11 protein-coding genes are annotated in these 18,559 nt (G+C 71.4%); 5 read left to right on the top strand and 6 right to left on the bottom strand.

All coding sequences use genetic code 11. From position 1 onward, the window contains the following. The first annotated feature begins 71 nt into the window (after positions 1–71). From WME79_RS28560 to WME79_RS28545, 4 genes are all read left to right on the top strand, one after another. Positions 72–1,043 (top strand): DNA-processing protein DprA, encoded by a 972-nt coding sequence (locus WME79_RS28560; protein ID WP_437521106.1) that lies wholly within the window; start codon positions 72–74, stop codon positions 1,041–1,043. A 127-nt stretch (positions 1,044–1,170) separates the two neighbouring features. Next, a complete protein-coding gene (gene topA, locus WME79_RS28555) occupies positions 1,171–3,759 on the top strand; it encodes a type I DNA topoisomerase (protein ID WP_437521103.1) in 2,589 nt (862 codons plus the stop codon). Between the two features lie 37 nt (positions 3,760–3,796). Further along, positions 3,797–5,230 (top strand): methylenetetrahydrofolate--tRNA-(uracil(54)-C(5))-methyltransferase (FADH(2)-oxidizing) TrmFO, encoded by a 1,434-nt coding sequence (gene trmFO, locus WME79_RS28550; protein ID WP_437521100.1) that lies wholly within the window; start codon positions 3,797–3,799, stop codon positions 5,228–5,230. A gap of 150 nt (positions 5,231–5,380) precedes the next feature. Continuing rightward, positions 5,381–6,868 (top strand): DUF2330 domain-containing protein, encoded by a 1,488-nt coding sequence (locus WME79_RS28545; protein WP_437521098.1) that lies wholly within the window; start codon positions 5,381–5,383, stop codon positions 6,866–6,868. A gap of 7 nt (positions 6,869–6,875) precedes the next feature. On the opposite strand, the gene WME79_RS28540 is transcribed toward WME79_RS28545, so the two are convergent. Next, positions 6,876–7,361, bottom strand: a complete 486-nt coding sequence (locus WME79_RS28540; protein WP_437521095.1) for a DUF421 domain-containing protein — start codon at positions 7,359–7,361, stop codon at positions 6,876–6,878. 7 nt (positions 7,362–7,368) lie between these two features. Continuing rightward, the gene (locus WME79_RS28535; protein WP_437521092.1) at positions 7,369–8,067 is read right to left on the bottom strand and encodes a hypothetical protein; all 699 of its coding nucleotides are present in this window, start codon (positions 8,065–8,067) and stop codon (positions 7,369–7,371) included. 242 nt (positions 8,068–8,309) lie between these two features. Between WME79_RS28535 and WME79_RS28530 the strand changes: the two genes are divergently transcribed. Beyond that, positions 8,310–9,443: a phospholipase D-like domain-containing protein gene (locus WME79_RS28530; RefSeq protein ID WP_437521090.1), complete on the top strand. Its 1,134-nt coding sequence runs from the start codon at positions 8,310–8,312 to the stop codon at positions 9,441–9,443. Positions 9,444–9,473: 30 nt separating this feature from the next. On the opposite strand, the gene WME79_RS28525 is transcribed toward WME79_RS28530, so the two are convergent. From WME79_RS28525 to WME79_RS28510, 4 genes are all read right to left on the bottom strand, one after another. Continuing rightward, positions 9,474–11,378 carry a serine/threonine-protein kinase gene (locus tag WME79_RS28525; RefSeq protein ID WP_437521087.1) on the bottom strand — a complete coding sequence of 635 codons (1,905 nt, stop codon included), beginning with the start codon at positions 11,376–11,378 and terminating at the stop codon, positions 9,474–9,476. A gap of 185 nt (positions 11,379–11,563) precedes the next feature. Then, positions 11,564–12,091: a hypothetical protein gene (locus tag WME79_RS28520; protein ID WP_437521084.1), complete on the bottom strand. Its 528-nt coding sequence runs from the start codon at positions 12,089–12,091 to the stop codon at positions 11,564–11,566. A 273-nt stretch (positions 12,092–12,364) separates the two neighbouring features. Further along, positions 12,365–17,392: a HAMP domain-containing protein gene (locus WME79_RS28515; protein ID WP_437521081.1), complete on the bottom strand. Its 5,028-nt coding sequence runs from the start codon at positions 17,390–17,392 to the stop codon at positions 12,365–12,367. A gap of 532 nt (positions 17,393–17,924) precedes the next feature. Then, positions 17,925–18,521, bottom strand: coding sequence for a hypothetical protein (locus WME79_RS28510; RefSeq protein WP_437521078.1), 597 nt, complete (start codon positions 18,519–18,521; stop codon positions 17,925–17,927). Between the last annotated feature and the right edge of the window lie 38 nt (positions 18,522–18,559).

Raw genomic sequence — 18,559 nt, 5'->3', positions numbered from 1 at the left:
GGCCGCGCGCTCCTCGTGTCGCGGTCCTCATTTCGCGCAACTCGTCCCGGGCGTCGGTCGACACGCCGCGTATGGCGTCGATCGAGATCCAGCCCGCAGATCCCTCCTACCCCGCGCAGCTCTGGGCCCTCGTGACGGAGACCGAGGCCGCGCCGCCGACGCTCTACCTGCGCGGCGCGCTCCCGGCGTGCCCGGGCGTCGCGATCGTCGGGACGCGCGCCGCGAGCGACGAGGCGCTCCGGTTCACCCGCGCGCTCGCCGCGGCGCTCGGCGAGGCGGGCTTCTCGATCTGGTCGGGCGGCGCGCGCGGAATCGACGCGGCCGCGCACGAGGGCGCGCTCGACGCGCGCGCGCCGACGGTCGTCGTCGGCGGCGGCGGCCACGCGCACCCGTACCCGCGCGAGCACGCGGGGCTGTTCGCGCGCGTCCTCGCCGCGGGCGGCGCGCTGCTCGCGCGCGTCCCCGACGACACGCCGCCGCTGCCGGCGCTGTTCCTCCAGCGCAACGCAGTCCTCGCTGCGCTCACGCTCGCGACCGTCGTGGTCGAGGCGGGCGTCGAGAGCGGCGCCCGCTCCGCCGCGGCGGCCGCCCGCCGCCTCGGCCGCCACCTCTGCGTCGTCCCCCACGCCCCGTGGAGCCCGCGCGGCGTGGGCTGCGCGCTGGAGCTCGTTTCCGGCGCGCGCCCCATCACGCGCGCGGCCGACGTCGTCGAGGTCCTCGGCGGGCAGGCGCCGCCGCCCCGCCGGCGAGCTCGGCGCTCGGCGCGGAGCAGGTCGCCCGGCGGCGGGACGCTGCCGCTCCCGGAGGCCGCCTTCGGGGCGCGGACGAGCGCTTTGCCCGAGAAAAGCGAGCCATCGCCGTCGATGAGCGCGGCCGAATGCGCCGTCCTCGACGCCCTGGACGCCCGGCCGGCGCACGTGGATGAGGTCTGCGAGAGGACGGGGCTTCCGCCCAGACGCGCCGTGGAGGCACTCTTGACGTTGACGCTCCAGGCCGTAGTAGTAGAGGGGCCCGCCGGGTTGTTTCGGCGGGCTCTTCGTTGAAGGGGCGCGCCGGCTCACCCTGCCCAGTGCGGTTTCGGGTGGCCGCCTCCTCGCGGGGGGGCCTCCCCCGCACCGAAGGGCGCCCTTCAATCCACACAAGCCCGATCTCGTTGCTCAGAAGGTGGTGATGGCCAAGACGCTCGTCATCGTGGAGTCGCCGGCGAAGGCGAAGACCATCAAGAAATATCTCGGCAACGGGTACGAGGTGTTCGCCTCGAAGGGGCACGTCAAAGACCTGCCCAAGAAGCAGAACGCCGTCGACGTGCAGAACGATTTTGCCGAGACCTACGAGGTCATCGAGGGCAAGGAGAAGGTCCTGGAGGAGCTGAAGTCCGCCGCGAAGAAGGCGGACGAGGTGCTCCTGGCGACCGACCCCGATCGCGAAGGGGAGGCGATCGCGTTCCACATCTCGGAGGAGATCAAGAACCCGAAGCTGAAGGTGGCGCGGGTCGAGTTCCACGAGATCACGAAGAAGGGGGTCGACCACGGCGTCCACAACCCCCGCAAGCTCGACGAGAACCTGTACGACGCGCAGCGGGCGCGGCGCGTGCTCGACCGTATCGTCGGCTACGACGTCTCGGCGCTCGTCTGGTCGAAGCTCGCGTTCGGCCTGTCGGCGGGGCGGGTGCAGTCGGTCGCGCTGCGGCTCATCGTGGACCGCGAGCGCGAGGTCGAGGCGTTCGTCCCGGAGGAGTACTGGAACATCGCGGTCGGCCTCGGCGCCGCGAGCCCGCCGCAGCGCGCCCCGTTCGTCGCGAAGCTCGCGTCCGCCGACGGCAAGAAGCTCGAGGTGACGAACGGCGAGGTCGCCGGGAAGGTGCGCGCCGACCTCGAGACCGCCCGCTACAAGGTGGCGAAGGTCGTGCGGCGCGAGCAGAAGCGCAACCCGCCGGCCCCGTACACCACCTCGAAGCTCCAGCAGGACGCGACGAACTACCTGCACTTCGGCGCCAAGCGGACGATGCAGATCGCCCAGGCGCTCTACGAGGGCATCGACCTCAAGCGCGACGGCGGCCCGGTCGGCCTCATCACGTACATGCGTACCGACTCGACGCGCGTCAGCGACGACGCGATCGCCGAGGTGCGCGGCGTGGTCGCGAAGCGGTACGGCAAGGAGTTCGTCCCCGAGCGCCCGAACATCTTCAAGTCGAAGAAGAACGCGCAGGACGCGCACGAGGCGATCCGGCCGACGAGCGTCGAGATCCACCCGGACTCGATCAAGAAGCACCTCAAGGACGAGCAGTACAAGCTGTACAAGCTCATCTGGAACCGCTTCGTCGCCTCGCAGATGACCCCGGCGGTGTACGACCGCACGACGGTCGAGATCGACGTCGCGCCGACGGTCGCGGCGCCCGCGTACCGGAGCTACCTCGCCCGGGCGACCGGGCGGATCCTCAAGTTCGCCGGCTGGCTGCAGGTGACCGAAGGCCAGCAGGAGTTCGCCGGCGAGGAGGAGAGCGCAGGCGCAGCCGCGGACGGCGGCGCCGCCGCGCCGGCGCCCGAGGCGACCGCCGCCGAGGCGGAGCGCGCGGCGCCGGGGCCCTCGGCCGAGGAGGACTCGGAGGCGCTCCTGCCCGACATGAAGGAGGGCGAGGCGCTCTCCGTGTCGCCCCCGGGGGTCATCACCGACCAGAAGTTCACGCAGCCGCCGCCCCGCTACAACGAGGGCTCGCTCGTGCGTGAGCTGGAGAAGCGCGGCATCGGCCGCCCGTCGACGTACGCGGAGATCATCAGCAAGGTGCAGCAGCGCGCCTACGTCGAGAAGCGGGACGGCGGCGCGTTCCAGCCGACGCTCCTCGGGAAATTCGTGGTCGACGGCCTCGTCCGGTCGAACCTCGACATCATGGATCCGAACTTCACGGCCCAGATGGAGGAGGAGCTCGACGCGGTCGGCGCCGGCAGCCTGAAGCGCGAGCAGCTGCTCAAGAGCTTCTACAAGAAGTTCAGGGAGCAGCTCGACAAGTCGAAGAAGCTCGCGCCGTGGAAGCCCGAGGCCGAGAAGACCGACATCGTCTGCGACGAGTGCGGCTCGATGATGCTCAAGAAGTGGGGCAAGAACGGCTGGTTCTTGAGCTGCGAGCGCTACCCGAAGTGCAAGGCGACGCGCGACCTGTCCGACGCGCGGGGGACCGCCGCCGTCCGCGAGACCGACATCTCGTGCGACAAGTGCGGGAAGCCGATGATCATCAAGACGGGCCGCTTCGGCGACTTCCTGTCGTGCACCGGGTACCCGGCCTGCAAGAACACGCGCCCGGTGCCGCTCGGCGTCGCGTGCCCGAGCTGCGGCGGCGATCTCATCGAGATCCGGCCCCGCAAGAAGGGCGGGCGCACCTTCTACGGCTGCTCCAACTGGAACGCCGAGCAGAAGTGCGAGTTCAAGCTCTGGCAGAAGCCGGTGCCGGTCCCGTGCCCGCAGTGCGGCGCGAAGTTCGTCACCCGTACCGGCGGCAAGAAGGCGATGCTCGTCTGCGCGACGAAGGACTGCGGCTTCAAGCAGGAGATCGTCGAGGGGGAAGGGGAGGACGGCGCCGCGGACGGCACCGCCACCCCGGACGCCGCGGCGGTCGTCGCGAGCGCCGCGCCGGCCGCCCGGCCCGCGCCGGCGGAGCCCACGCCGGCCGGCCGGCCCGAGGCCGCACCGCAAGGGGCTGGTGCGGCCCAGGGGGCCGCCGAAAAGCCCGCGCGGGCCGTGCGCGCCCGCCGCACGGCGAGCTAAGAAGCCCGCGAGACCCCCCCCAACCCAGGTGAGCTGTATGAGCGGAGCGGAGAGCCAGCACGACGTCGTCGTCGTCGGAGGCGGCCTGGCCGGTTGCGAGGCGGCGTACCAGCTCGCGCAGCGCGGGCTGCGCGTGCGCCTCGTCGAGATGAAGCCTCACAAGCGCACGCCGGCGCAGACGAGCGATCGGATGGCCGAGCTCGTGTGCTCGAACTCGATGCGCGGCGCCGCGCTGAGCAACGCGGTGGGGCTCCTCAAGGAAGAGCTCCGCCGCGTGGGCTCGCTCGCCCTGCAGTGCGCCGACGAGACCTCGGTGCCGGCCGGGGGCGCGCTGGCGGTCGACCGCGAGCGGTTCGCCGAGGCGATGACGCGGGAGATCGAGGCTCACCCCCGGATCACCGTCGAGCACCGGGAGGTGACGGAGATCCCCGCCGAGCGGCCCGTGATCCTCGCGACGGGGCCGCTCACCTCGGACGCCCTCGCGGCGAGCCTCGCCGCGGCCGTCGGCGCCGAGCACCTCGCCTACTACGACGCGATCGCGCCGATCGTCAGCGCCGACTCGATCGACTGGTCGCGCGTGTGGAAGCAGTCGCGCTACGGCAAGGGGGGCGCGGTCCGCGGCGACCGGGCCGCGCAGCGGGAGCAAACCGCGCAGCCGGAGCCGGCCGCGCCGCCGGAGGATGCGGCCGAGCGCCGCGACGACACCGAGGCCGGCGACGAGGCGTACGTGAACTGCCCCTTCGACGAGGCGCAGTACAAGGCGTTCGTCCAGGCCCTCGTCGCGTCGGAGAAGGTGGAGGCCCGCGCCTTCGAGGAGGTGCGCTACTTCGAGGGGTGCCTGCCCTGCGAGGTGATGGCGGCGCGCGGCGAGCAGACGCTCTCGTTCGGGCCGATGAAGCCGGTGGGGCTCACCGATCCGCGCACCGGCCGGCGCCCCTACGCGGTGCTCCAGCTGCGCCCGGAGGACGAGGCGGCGACGGCGTACAACCTGGTCGGCTTCCAGACGCGCATGAAGTACGCCGAGCAGCTGCGGGTGTTCCGGATGGTGCCCGGCCTCGAGGAGGCCGAGTTCCTCCGCATGGGCTCCGTGCACCGGAACACCTTCGTCGACGCGCCGGCGCTCCTCGGCCCCGCGATGGAGCTCCGCGCGCTGCCGGGCGTGCACCTGGCCGGCCAGATCTCGGGCGTCGAGGGCTACGTGGAGAGCGCCGCGGCCGGGTTCGTGTGCGCGATCCTCCTCGCGCAGCAGCTGCGGAACGAGCCGCTCCGGCCGCCGCCGCCCACGACGGCGCTCGGCGGCATCCTCACGCACCTCGGCCGGAAGCAGCCCACGTATCAGCCGTCCAACATCACCTGGGCGCACATCGCGCCGCTCGATCCAGCGAACGGCAAGCTGCGCAAGCGCGCCCGCTACGAGGTGATGGCCGAGCGCGCCCTCCGCGACGTCGGCGCGTGGTGGGCCGCGGGCTGACGGCGGCGCGCCGCGCGGCAGGCGGCGCGCCAATCGTGCGCGGGCTGCCCGCCGCGCGCAGGCTTGGATAGCCTGGCGGTGGTGCGCCGCGCGCCGCCCGCGCGCTCCCGAGAGCCCGCCCGCGCGGACCCGCGCCCATGGAGGTAGCCGATGAAACTTCGCTTGTTCGCGCTCCTTGCGCTCGCCGTTCCTTCCGCGACGCTCCTGTCGCCGCGCGAGGCGCTCGCCTGCGGCGGGTGCTTCGCCCCGCCTACCGAGACGACGGTCGTCAACGCGCACCGGATGGTGCTCTCCGTGTCGCCCGTCCAGTCGGTGCTCTGGGATCAGATCCAGTACTCCGGCGATCCGAGCGCGTTCGGGTGGGTGCTCCCGGTGAAGCGCGGGGCGTTCCTCGAGATCGGCTCGGACGCCTGGTTCGAGACGCTCGACGCGGCCACGTCGGTGCGCATCACCGCGCCGAGCTCCACCTGCGCCCGGAGCGGCGGGGGCTGCGGCTCGAGCCTCGGCTCCGCGGACGGAGCGGGGAGGGCATTCGGCGGCGATGACGTGGTGGTGCTTCACCGCGGCACCGTCGGTCCGTACGACACCGTGACGCTCGCGACCGACACGCCCGGCGTGCTGAACGCGTGGTTCGACAAGAACGGCTTCAACGTCGACGAGTCGACACAGCCGATCATCGATGCCTATGTCGACGAGGGCTTCGACTTCATCGCCATCAGGCTCCAGCCGGGCAAGGACGTGAAGGAGATGACGCCGGTGCGGGTCGTCACGCCGGGGGCGAACCCCGCGCTCCCGCTCCGGATGGTCGCCGCCGGGACGGGCGCGAACGTCGCGATCACCCTCTTCACCATCAGCGAGGCGCGGCTCGCCCCCGAGGGGTTCGCGGCAGCGGCTGTCCCCATCGATCTCCTCGCGTGGGACTTCGCCTCGCAGGAGTCGAACTACAGCGTGCTCCGCGAGAAGGCGATCGCCGCGGCCGACGGCGGCCGCGCGTTCCTCACGCCGTACGCGCAGCAGGGCTCGCTGTTCTCGCCGGTGTCGAGCCCCGCGGCGCCGTTCGGCGTGCGCTACACAACGAGCGGCTCGACCGCCCCGGTCGACACGATCGCCGCCGCGTTCGCCCAGCAGGGGCTCGCCAACGGTGAGACCGGCGAGGTCCAGGACTCCGCGTGCGCCGTGCGCTTCGCCGAGATCGCGACCGAGAGCCGCGCCGTGGCGAACCCGTGCCCGGCCGGCGTCCCGCTGTCCGATCCGAGCTGCGGGGAGGTCGCCTCTGACCAGATCGACGCGCGCGAGCTCGCGTGCGGGGCGCTCGACGACCTCGCGATCGCGATGGTCGGCCTGCACCCGAAGGACGTCTGGCTGACCCGCCTGGAGGCGAACCTGCCGCGCGCCGCGCTCGACACGGACCTCGTCCTGAGCCCCGCGCCGCAGGAGCGGGTCGACAACTGGCTGCGCGCCCGCGTCAGCGTCCACGCCGACGTGCTCTGCGGCGCGGCGACCCCGGTCCTCGACGGCGACCGCCCCTCGCGGACCCGCGGGCAGGGCACGCTCGTCGGCATGACGCTCGGCGCCCTCGCCCTCGCGGCGGCGATCGCCCGGCGCGGCGCGCGCCGCCTCGCCTCCCGCCCGGCCTGAGCAGCGCTCACACGCCTTCGTCCTGCGTCCTCGCCGGGGAGACGGGCAGGCCGTGCCCCTGCTCCGGGACGATCGTGAGATCGCCGTCCGCCTCCAGGATGGCCCATCGCACCTGGGAGAGGTGCTCCAGCCCGCTCTTGTGCATCTCGGAGAGGATCTCGTCCGGCTGGATCCGCTCGCGATTGCATGCTGCCTCCAGGATACGGCCCTTCGCGACCAGCACCGTGGGCGAGCCGTCGATGACCTTGGACGCCTTCGGGAAGAGGTGCGTCAGGACGGACGTCAGGAACACGAGCACGAGCACGGTGGACACGCCCGCGAGCGCGTTCGCGAGCGACGCCTCGCGGACGAGGGCCTGAGAGACGATCTCGGGGATCAGCATGAGCGTGACGAGCTCGAAGGGGGACATCGAGCTGAGCTCGCGCTTGCCGAGCACGCGGAACGCGGCGGCGAGGAACACGTAAACGAAGGCGACGCGGGCGACGGTCTCCATGGTGATCTCAGGGGAAGATGAACGTGCGGAGCGGCACGTGGACGCCGCGCCCCCCGCCGCACGACAGGGTCGCGTTGCCCGAGGCGAGCCAGCTGCGCTCGCCGCGGAGCTCGATGTCGATCCGGCGCCGCTCGCCGGGCGCGAGATCGCCCAGCTCGAAGCGCCCGAACGCCGCCTCTGCAGGCGTGCTGTGGTGCTCCTCGAAGCTGTCCAGGTAAGCCTCGTCGATCGTGAGCGCGGCCCCCCGGCAGGGGTCGCCCGCCGTGTTCTCCACGTCGAACGTGACCCGCTCCATGTCGCGGAAGCGCATCCGTTCGGGGTAGGCGACGCGCAGGGTGAGCCCCTGCGCTGTCGCCTCGTGCGTCCCCCGCGCGTGCATGAACAAGGCGCTTGCGGCCACGCAGGCGAGCGCGAACGCGCCGATCGCGTGCAGGGGATCCAGGGCGAGCCGGCGCCGCAGGGGCGGCGCGGACGGCGGTGAGGGGTCGGGCTCGGCCGGCGCCCTGCGCGACCTGGTGCGCGTCCGGGCGGGCCGAGGAGCGGAGAGCTCGCGGGCGGCGGGGATCATCGCGCCCACGCCGTTCAAGACTGGTGCCGCGGCCCGCTCGCGCAGGCGCGGCCCGCTCGCGAGGACAGCCGCTGCGCCGGAGAGACCGCTCGCCTCGCCGGCGCGGCGGACCGCGCTGCGAGCGTGGCGCTTTGCCACGTGGTGAGCCCCCTCCTGCTGGCATTCCTGCGCGAACGCGCCTTGGCGATGTGGCACACGGGCTGCTTGAGCCACGGTGGTGAGGACGCGCGGGCCGCTGTGGCAATCGAGCTGCAGCCGCCCGGCGTTCGGGACTCGACATGACCTGCTCGGCGCCGACGTTTCCAGGCTCCAGGGCGGACTCCAGCACCGGTCGCGCTGCGGCAGGGGGCGCTCTTCACACGACGCGCCTCCTCCCGGGGATGAAATGGGTGCTCGAGTCGCTCCTCGATGACATCGCGCTCGCCCGGGAGCGGATCTGGATCTCCACGTACATCTACCGCGACGATCTCATGGGTCATCGCTTCGCCGACGCCTTCGCGAACGCCGCGCGGCGCGGCGTCGATGTCCGGCTCCTGTACGACGCGCTCGGCAGCCACACGACGCCGGCGGCGTTCTTCGAGGACATGAGGGCCCGCGGCATCCGCGCCCGCGCCTACAGGCCGCTGGGCGCCGTCCTCCGCGGGGGCGCCCTGTTCCCGCGGGAGCACTCGCGCATCGTGGTGATCGACGGCGCCGGGTACGTCGGCGGCGCTGCGTGGGCCGACGAGTGGCTGCCGCGCGACGAGGGCGGCGACGGCTGGCACGAGGTCTGTAGCCGGGTGATGGGGCCCTGCGTGACCGACATGGCGCGGGCGTTCGAGTGCCGCTGGATGCTCGCCGACGAGGCCGCGGGGCGCTCCTTCGATTACTGGACGGGCGGCGTCTACGACGACGTGGAGTTCATCACCGACGCGCCCACGCCGCCCGCGGTCATCTACGAGCGGCACCTCGCGCGGGTGCGCGCGGCGAGGCGGCGGGTGTGGATCGAGAACGCGTATTTCTGTCCTCCGCGCGGGCTCGAGCGCGAGCTCGTCGACGCCGCGCGCCGCGGGATCGACGTGAAGATCATCGTGCCGCGCGACTCCGACCTTCCGGCCATCCGCCACGCGAGCCTCGCGCGGTACACGTCATGGCTGGAGAACGGGCTCCAGATCCACGAGTTCCTCCCGTCGATGCTCCACGCGAAGTTCGCGGTGATCGACGACGACTGGGCGACGGTGGGGACCTTCAACGCGAACCCCACGAGCCTGAGGTGGGTGAGCGAGGCGAACCTCATCGTCAAGCAACCTGCCTTCGTGAGGGACGCGGCCCGCCTGTTCGAGCAGGACCTCGGGCGGAGCGAGGCTGTACGCCTCGACAACCTGCCCAGGCAGGGACCCTTCGCGCAGGCGCGCAACGCGCTGTGGAGCTTCGGCCTCGACGTGATCGAGCCTCGCACCGCGGGCGTGCGCCGTGGAGGCGCGCTCTCCGAGGCCGAGCGCGAGGGCGGGTTCCTGCGGGCGCTCGGCGTCTAGCCGCGCCCGCCGGATCGGTATCCGGGTCCGCTACGGCGCGGCCGGAGCGCTCGAAGAGCCCTCCGCCGCGCCGGCATCCGCGGACGGCGGCGCCTCCTCGGTGGTCGCCGGACGGTGGACGCCCGGCTCCTTCTCGGCTGTCCCGGCGTCATCGTAGACCTCGACAGCGCTCTTCGATGCCTCGGCGGCCGGTGGGCAGGCGGCTTCCCCGCCTTCCCGGCCTCCACCAGCCGGACAGGCGGCGCTCCCTGGCTCCTGCGTCGAGCCGGCGGAGACCGGCTGCGCAGGCGGGGCCGGCGCCTCCGCGCCCGCGTTGGGGCCGGACGACCCGGGCGGCGCGCTCGCCGCTGGCGCCGGCGGCTTCCCGGTCGCGGCCGGCGCGCTCGCTGCCGGCGCGGCGCTCGCAGCCCGCGCGGCCGTCGCGGCCGGCGCCGCAGGCGCGGGGACCGTGGCCTTCATCGCGCGCGCCGGGCGCGGCGTCGTTGGCCCGGCCGCCGGCGCCGCGCTCCCGTGCGGCGCGCCGGCCGGACGGGAGCTCACCTCGAACGCTGGCTGCGCCGGAGACGGCGCCGCGGCGACCATCGCCACGGGCTGGGCCGGCGGCGCTGGCGTCGACTCGCCCGCGAGACCCGTCGTGCCCAGCGCAACGCTCCACACCGCCGCTCCCGCCAGGGCCACGAGCCCGGCCGCCGCGACGCCGCGGAGCGGAAAGCGCTCCCGCCACGACGACCGCGGCGACGGAGACGCCGCCCCCGGCAGATTCACCATCGCGGTCGCCTCGGACCACGCGCGCTCCCCGCTCTCCTCGATCCCCTTGCGCTCCATCACCACCGGCGCGCTGTGAGCGGCCGCAGCCGCCGCCTCTAGCGCCCTCTGCGCGGCCGTCATGGGCAGCTGCAGCTCCAGGGAGTCGTCCGCGCGGCGCGAGTGCAGCGTCGGCGCGGAGCTCACCATCATCGGCCGCGGCGACGGCGACGGGATCTGGCTGGCCCGCTCGTCCAGCCACTGCGCGCGGAGCGACGCGCCGCACACGTCCTCCGAGACACCCCTCGAGACAAGCCACGTCGCGAGCGCGCCGCCGAGCTCGCGCATGCTCCCCCAGCGATCCGCCGGATCCTTGCGCAGCCCGCGCTCGATGATCGACCACAGCGCCGGATCCGAGCCGCACCGCTCGACGAGCGAGCGCACCGGATCCTGGATGATCGCGCGCAGCGTCCCGAACCCGTGCTCCCCGGCATACGGCGTCTCGCCCGCGATCGCCTCGTACAGCATCGTGCAGAGCGCCCAGATGTCCGCGCGATGATCGATGTGGCCCTGCCCCAGCGCCTGCTCCGGCGGCATGTACTGCGGAGTCCCGATCACGGCCGCGCCCGTCGATCCGGACTCGGGCTCGGTCCACGTCACCTTCGCGATCCCGAAATCGACGACCTTGGGCCGTATCCGCCCGTCGCCCTGATTCGCGAGCATCACGTTGTCCGGCTTGAGATCCCGGTGAACGACGCCCCGCTCGTGGGCCGCGTGCATCGCGCTCGCGACCGGCAGCAGGATCGCGAGCGCCAGCTCGGGAGTGAGCCGGCGCTCGCGGCAGAGCAAGTCCCGGAGGGCCTCGCCCTCGAGGAGCTCCATCACGATGTACGGGGTGCCGCCCGCGGTCTTGCCGAGATCGAAGACACGCACGATCCCGGGGTGACTGAGCTTCGCCGCGGCCCTCGCCTCGCGCAGCAGCCGCTCCGCGATCGCGGGAGAGCGCATCTCCGGCCGCAGCACCTTGATGGCCACATTGGCCTCGAGCGCTGTGTTCGTGGCGACCCAGACAGACCCCATCGCGCCCTCTCCAGCTTTACGGAGGAGCTGGTATTTCTCGCCCACCACCGTATCGACCTCGAAGCATTCCCCTGAGGTGTGCTCGAACGCCTGGGTCATGTTGCTCGACATGCGCTCTCCTGCCGTCTGCTCCGGCCATCCGCCGCTCGCCACGCGACGGCACGCGCCGAGTCTGGAGCATCGCGTGTGCCAGGCGAACCGCTCGGGGAGCTCCTGAAACCCTGCACGGGCGCGTCAGCGGCAGCGCGCCTCAGCGAGGCAAGTTGCCACGTGCCTGTCGCCTTCCCCGCGAGCGCTCAGATGAAGCTGTCGTAAGGACGCCGCTGCGAGCTCTCGCTCCGGACGTCCTCTGCGCCGGCATACTCGAGGATCAATTCCAGGATCTCTGCATCTCGCTCGGAGGAAGCATTTACGCCCACGAGGATCGCACCTTGTCGTAGGCCGCTGTCGTAGATGCTCGCCCTGTGCTCGGGGATGCCGGCGCTGACGAGCGCGTCGACGAGCCCGCCGGCCGGGCTGCCCGCGGCCGCGCCCGCGCCCGCGCCAGCGAGCGCGGCCTCGATGGGCCCCGCCGCCACGAGCCCCAGGCCAGGGAACGCCACGCCCGCGCCGAGCACCGCGAGCGCGGCCGAGGCCGCTCCCGCTTCCCCGCCGACGTCCGCAGCCGCGCCCGCGGTTCCGCCCACAGCGCGATGGTCGCGCCCCGCATCGCTCATGACAAGGCTGATGGCGTCACGCGTGTATCCGCAGCTCATCACGCGCTCAACCGACCTCTCGGCGTCCGACCATGTCCTGACAAGACCGGTCACCAGCTTTGCCCTCACCTACAGCTCCTTTCCCGACGAACGGCCTCGCGCGCGCCCCGCCTGTATTCTGGAATCCCACATCGTCAGCGCAGGCGACAGCAGGCGGCATGCCAAAAGAAAATGCGGGGAATGCTCGGCACTCTGCGCGGTCGATCGCCCGCGTGCCGCGCAAGAGCTTGCGCAGGTGCGCCACACTGAGGCGCCGTTGCAGTGCAGACGAACCGCCGGACGTGCTCAGGAGTGATGGCGCGGCGTGGTGTGGGAGCGGTGGTGATGTGAGATGAAGCGAGCTCAGCGATGCAGCCAGATGCGGAGCTGCGCCAGCAGCTGCTCCGTGTCGACCGGCTTCGAGGTGTAGTCGGTCGCGCCCGCCTCCAGGCACTTCTCGCGGTCGCCTTTCATCGCCCTCGCCGTGACGGCGATGATCGGTAGCGTCTGGAATGCCGGCTGTTTGCGGATTGCGCGGATCGTGTCGTATCCGTCCATCTCCGGCATCATGATGTCCATGAGCACGACGTCGATCCCGCTCGTGCTCCCCAGGCGCTCGATGGCGGCCTTCCCTGTGTCGGCGGTGAGGGTGGTCATCCCGTAGCTCTCGAGGACGGTCTTCAGCGCATAGATGTTGCGGAAATCGTCGTCGACGATCAGCGCACACTTGCCGGAGAGCGTGGCGGCCGACTCGTGGAGCTGCTCCACGATGAGCCGCGTCGGCTCCGGCAGATCCGAGAGCCGGCGGTGCAGCGCGAGCGTAACCTCGTCGATCAGGCGCTCTCTCGATTGGACATGCTTCACCGGCAGCTTCTGCGCCAGCCGGGAGAGCTGCGCCTCGTCGTCCCCGGCGACGCCGGCCGGCGCGTACACGATGGCCGTGAGATCGACGAAGCGCCCCACGCGATCGAGGCGCTCGATGAGCTCGAGGCCGGGCATGTCCGGCAGGTGCAGCTCGATCACGATCGCGTCGAACGCCTCGCGATCGAGCGCGTCGAGCGCCTCCTGGGCCGTCGTCGCGCTGGCGACAGTGACCTCTTCGTCCCCGAGCAGCTCGGTCACCGGGGCGAAGGAGGCCTCGTCCGGCGCGACGACGAGCAGCCGGCGCAGCGGTGAGCTGATCAGCCCGGCGAGCCGCGAGAACGCCTCGTCGAGCGCCGTCCTGCTGCTGAGCGGCTTGTTGAGCAGGCCCACCGCGCCCATCCGCCGCGCGCGGCTCCGCTCCTCCTCCGTCTCTGTCGTGATCACCTGGACCGGGATGTGCCGCGCCGAGAGGTCGCGCTTCAGGCAGTCGAGCACGCGCCACCCGTCGACGTCGGGCATGTTGATGTCCAGCGTGATCGCCACGGGCTCGATCTCTCGCACCAGCGAGAGCGCGGTCGCGCTGCGGAGCGCGACGACCGCCTTGAAGCCGTGCTCCCGCGCGACATCCACGAGGAAGCGGGCGAACACGGTGTCGTTCTCCACGATCAGGATCGCGCGGTCGCCAGGGCGGACGCTCTCGCTGTCGTCGATGATCTGGACGTCCGCGCTCGCGGACGTGCGATCCGACGGCCGGCTGCTGTGGACGGCATCATCGATGGACGGCGGCGCGTCGAGGACGTGTGTCGGCTGCCGTCGCGCCGCCCGCACGGGCCGGAAGGTGCGCGGCAGGTAGAGCGTGAACGTGCTGCCGCGCCCCGGCGCGCTGACCAGCGTGAGATCGCCGCCGAGCATCCCCGCGATCTCCCGGCTGATCGCGAGCCCGAGCCCGGTGCCGCCGTACTTGCGGCTCGTGCTGCCGTCCGCCTGCTGGAACGCCTCGAAGACGATCTGCTGTTTGTCCGGGGCAATCCCGATCCCTGTGTCGTGGACGGAGAGGGCGATCACCGCGTCGGCCCGGTTGAGCACTTCGTTCTCACGGCTCCAGCCGCTGCGGGCCACTGTCACCTCCAGGACCACCTTGCCGCGCTCGGTGAACTTGAAGGCGTTGGAGAGCAGGTTCTTGATCACCTGCTGCAGCCGCTTCGCGTCGGTGAACATCGACGTCGGCAGCGTCGACGAGAAGGAGAGCTCGAAATCGAGCTTCTTCGCCTCGGCGACGTGCCGGAACGTGCGGCGCACATAGTCCGAGAGGTCCGTGAAGCCGATCTCTCCGACGTCGACAACGACGGTGCCCGACTCGATCTTCGTGAGATCGAGGATGTCGTTGATGAGCCCCAGCAGATCGGTGCCTGACGCGTGGATCGTCTTCGCGTACTCGACCTGCCTCGCGCTGAGGTTCTGGTCGTTGTTCCTGGAGAGCTGGTCCGACAGGATGAGCAGGCTGTTCAGCGGGGTCCTGAGCTCATGGGACATGTTGGCCATGAACTCCGACTTGTACTTGGAGGTGAGGGCGAGCTGACGCGCCTTCTCCTCGAGGGCCTGGCGGGCCTGCTCGACCTCGTGGTTCTTCCGCTCGACCTCCACGTTCTGCTCCGCCAGGAGCCGCGCCTTCTCGCCGAGCGCGGCGTTCGTCTCCTGGAGCTCCTCCTGCTGGCTCTGGAGCTCGCGCGCCAGCGACTGGGACTGCTTGAGCAGGTCCTCGGTGCGCATGTTGGCCTCGATCGTGTTGAGCACGATGCCGATCGACTCGGTGAGCTGGTCGAGGAACGCCTGGTGGGTCGGGCTGAAGCGCTCGAGCGACGCGAGCTCGATGACGGCCTTCACCTGCCCCTCGAAGAGCACGGGCATCACGATGATGTTGACCGGGGGCGCGTCGCCGAGGCCGCTCGTGATCGTGATGTAATCAGGGGGCGCGTTGATGAGGAGGATCTTCTCCTTCTCGAGCGCGCACTGCCCGACGAGCCCCTCGCCCAGCTTGAACTGGTTGTCGACGTGCTTGCGCTCCTTGAACGCGTAGCTCGCGAGCAGCTTCAGGACGGGCTCCTCGCGGGAGGCATCCATGATGTAAAAGACGCCCTGCTGCGCCGTGACGACGGTGGCGAGCTCGGACAGGATCCTCCGGCCGACGGTGAGGAGATCCTTCTGCCCCTGGAGCATGCGCGAGAACTTGGCGAGGTTGCTCTTGAGCCAGTCCGTCTCGCTGTTCTTCAGCGTCGTGTCCTTGAGGTTCCGGATCATCTCATTGATGTTGTCCTTCAGCGCGGCGACCTCGCCCTGCGCCTCGACCTTGATGGACCGGGTGAGATCGCCCTTCGTCACGGCGGTGGCGACCTCGGCGATCGCGCGCACCTGCGTGGTGAGGTTCGCCGCGAGCTGGTTCACGTTGTCGGTGAGGTCCTTCCACGTGCCGGCCGCGCCGGGCACGCTCGCCTGCCCGCCGAGCTTGCCCTCGACGCCGACCTCGCGCGCCACCGTCGTCACCTGATCCGCGAACGTCGCGAGCGTCTCGATCATGCCGTTGATCGTGTCCGCGAGCGCGGCGATCTCCCCCTTGGCGTCGACGACCAGCTTGCGCTTGAGATCGCCGTTGGCGACCGCGGTCACGACCTTGGCGATGCCGCGCACCTGGTTCGTCAGGTTGCCGGCCATCGAGTTCACGTTGTCGGTGAGGTCCTTCCAGGTGCCGGCGACGCCGCGGACGTCGGCCTGCCCGCCGAGCTTGCCCTCCGTGCCGACCTCGCGGGCGACGCGGGTGACCTCGGAGGCGAAGGAGCGGAGCTGATCGACCATCGTGTTGATGGTGTTCTTGAGCTCCAGGATCTCGCCCTTCACGTCGACCGTGATCTTCTCGGAGAGATCGCCGTTGGCGACGGCGGTGGTGACAGCGGCGATGTTGCGCACCTGGGAGGTGAGGTTGCCGGCCATCGAGTTGACGGAGTCGGTGAGGTCCTTCCAGGTGCCGGCGACGCCGCGGACGTCGGCCTGCCCGCCGAGCTTGCCCTCCGTGCCGACCTCGCGGGCGACGCGGGTGACCTCGGAGGCGAAGGAGTTGAGCTGATCGACCATCGTGTTGATGGTGTTCTTGAGCTCCAGGATCTCGCCCTTGACGTCGACGGTGATCTTCTTCGAGAGATCGCCCTTGGCGACGGCGGTGGTGACGGTCGCGATGTTGCGCACCTGGGCCGTGAGGTTCGACGCCATCGAGTTGACGGAGTCGGTGAGGTCCTTCCAGGTGCCGGCGACGCCGCGGACGTCGGCCTGCCCGCCGAGCTTTCCCTCGGTTCCGACCTCGCGGGCGACGCGGGTGACCTCGGAGGCGAAGGAGTTGAGCTGGTCGACCATCGTGTTGATGGTGTTCTTGAGCTCGAGGATCTCGCCCTTGACGTCGACGGTGATCTTCTTCGAGAGATCGCCGTTGGCGACGGCGGTGGTGACGGCGGCGATGTTGCGCACCTGGGAGGTGAGGTTGCCGGCCATCGAGTTGACGGAGTCGGTGAGGTCCTTCCAGGTGCCGGCGACGCCGCGGACGTCGGCCTGTCCGCCGAGCTTCCCCTCGGTGCCGACCTCGCGGGCGACGCGGGTGACCTCGGAGGCGAAGGAGCGGAGCTGATCGACCATCGTGTTGATGGTGTCCTTGAGCTCGAGGATCTCGCCCTTCACGTCGACGGTGATCTTCTTCGAGAGATCGCCCGTGGCGACGGCGGTGGTGACGGCGGCGATGTTGCGCACCTGGGAGGTGAGGTTGCCGGCCATCGAGTTGACGGAGTCGGTGAGGTCCTTCCAGCTGCCGGCGACGCCGCGGACGTCGGCCTGCCCGCCGAGCTTGCCCTCGGTGCCGACCTCGCGCGCCACGCGGATGACCTCGGAGGCGAAGGAGCCGAGCTGCTCGACCATCGTGTTGACGGTCTTGGCGGTCCGGAGGAACTCGCCGTCGAGCGGCCTGCCGTCCACCTCGAGGGCCATCGTCTGCGAGAGATCGCCCTTGGCCACGGCGCCGATGACGCGCGCCGTCTCGGCGGTGGGGTGGACGAGATCGCTGATCAGCGCGTTGATGCACCCGATCTCGTCGGCCCATGCGCCGCTCACCTCGCCGATGAAGGCGCGCTGCGAGAGCTTGCCCTCCTTGCCCACCGCGCGGCTCAGGCGGGCGAGCTCCTTCGCGAGCTTCTCGTTGCGCTCGACGACGTCGTTGAACGTGTCGGCGATCTTCCCGTCGAGCCCGAGCCAGTGGACGGGCAGCCGCACCGAGAAATCGCCCTTCTTCAGGCCCGTCAGCGACATCAGCAGCGTCCGCCGGTCGAGCTCGTCGCTCTCCAGCGGCGCGGCGGCGCGGAGGCGCTCGGCCGGGCCGCCCTTCCTCGCGCGCGCGGCGCCGTGCAGCCCGTCCCCGGACGCGCCCTTCTTGCTCTTGCCATTGCCGGCCCTCGCCTTGCGGGCTGTCTTGTCGAGGTCGCTTCGCTGCTCCATGCCGCTGTTCTCCAGGTCCCGCCTGCGGGCAGGACCGATCGGTCAGTGAGGGAAATGAGCGCGCGCCCCGGGCGCGGAGGGGCCCAGGGGCGCTGGAGGCCGTCGGACCGGGTGCCCCGGCGTGATCCCAGGGCGCCGCGCGAGAGGACGGCAGGAGGACAGGCCCTCTCGCCTGGACGACGGTGTCATCGATCGACGCTGCGCTCGGGCTCCGCGGGACGCTTCCCGCCGACGAGCGGGGCCCTCGCGGCCCGGCCGCGAGGACGCCGTCGGGGTCCCCTCGGGTTCAGGCTTCATGGCACGTTGGCCATGCGCTTCTGCTCCCACCGCGCAGCAGCATGGGCTTGTATTACTACGCAGGCGCTCGGCCGGGCAAGCTTCGCGCCACGCTCAGCCCGCCGCCCGCGCGTGCGGCGCGCAAGGCGCGCGTGCTCGCTGCGCGCGCTCGGCCCGAGCGCGCGCGTGAAGCCGCGGCGGCACACCGGGGCAAGGGGCCCCCCGCGCCAGCGCGGCGACCCTCCGAGTCGGCGCCTCAGGCCACGTCGGACTTGGGCGAGCGGCGCCTCGTCGGGAGATCGCCGGGCTTGTTGCGCGGCGTGATGATGCTGTAACGCCCTGCCTCTCCCACCCTCTCATGGACGCCAGATTCCATGGCATCTCTCGTCGTCCTGAGCGGCGGCAGCCACCGCGACACGTTCGCGAGGCACGAGGTGCGCTCGGGAAAGGGAGAGTGGCGGGGGGGCGGCCTGTCCGTCGCTCCGCGGAGCGGCCGCTCCGATGCCGCCTCGTGCGTCCGCTCTTCGGCGGCGTCAACCGGCCGCTCCGCGGCGGCGTCATACGGCCGTTCCACGGCGGCGTCATACGGCCGCTCCGCGGCGGCGACGCACGGCCGCTCCTGGGTCGCGCTGTGCGCCCGCTCGGAGGGGGACGCGTGCGGCGGCGCGAACGAGGCGGCGCTCTGCGCAGGGAGCGTCCCGGAGGACGCGCGCCGCTTCGCGGTCGTCGCGGCGATCCGGTGCCGGAGGTCCTCAACGTGCTTGGCGAGCCGCTCCGTCTCCTCGGTGAGCCGCGTGAAATCCTCCTCGGTGAGCCGAGTGAAATCATCGACCTGGCTTCTGCGCTCTGACATAAACGAGTCCTTTGCCGCGTTTCTTCAGCCGATCTCGA

The sequence above is a fragment of the Sorangium sp. So ce726 genome (assembly GCF_051521405.1).
In the GTDB taxonomy this organism is placed as follows: Bacteria; Myxococcota_A; Polyangia; order Polyangiales; family Polyangiaceae; genus Sorangium.
The sequence above is the reverse complement of the archived record's forward strand: the minus strand, read 5'-3'. Positions and strand labels throughout refer to the sequence as shown.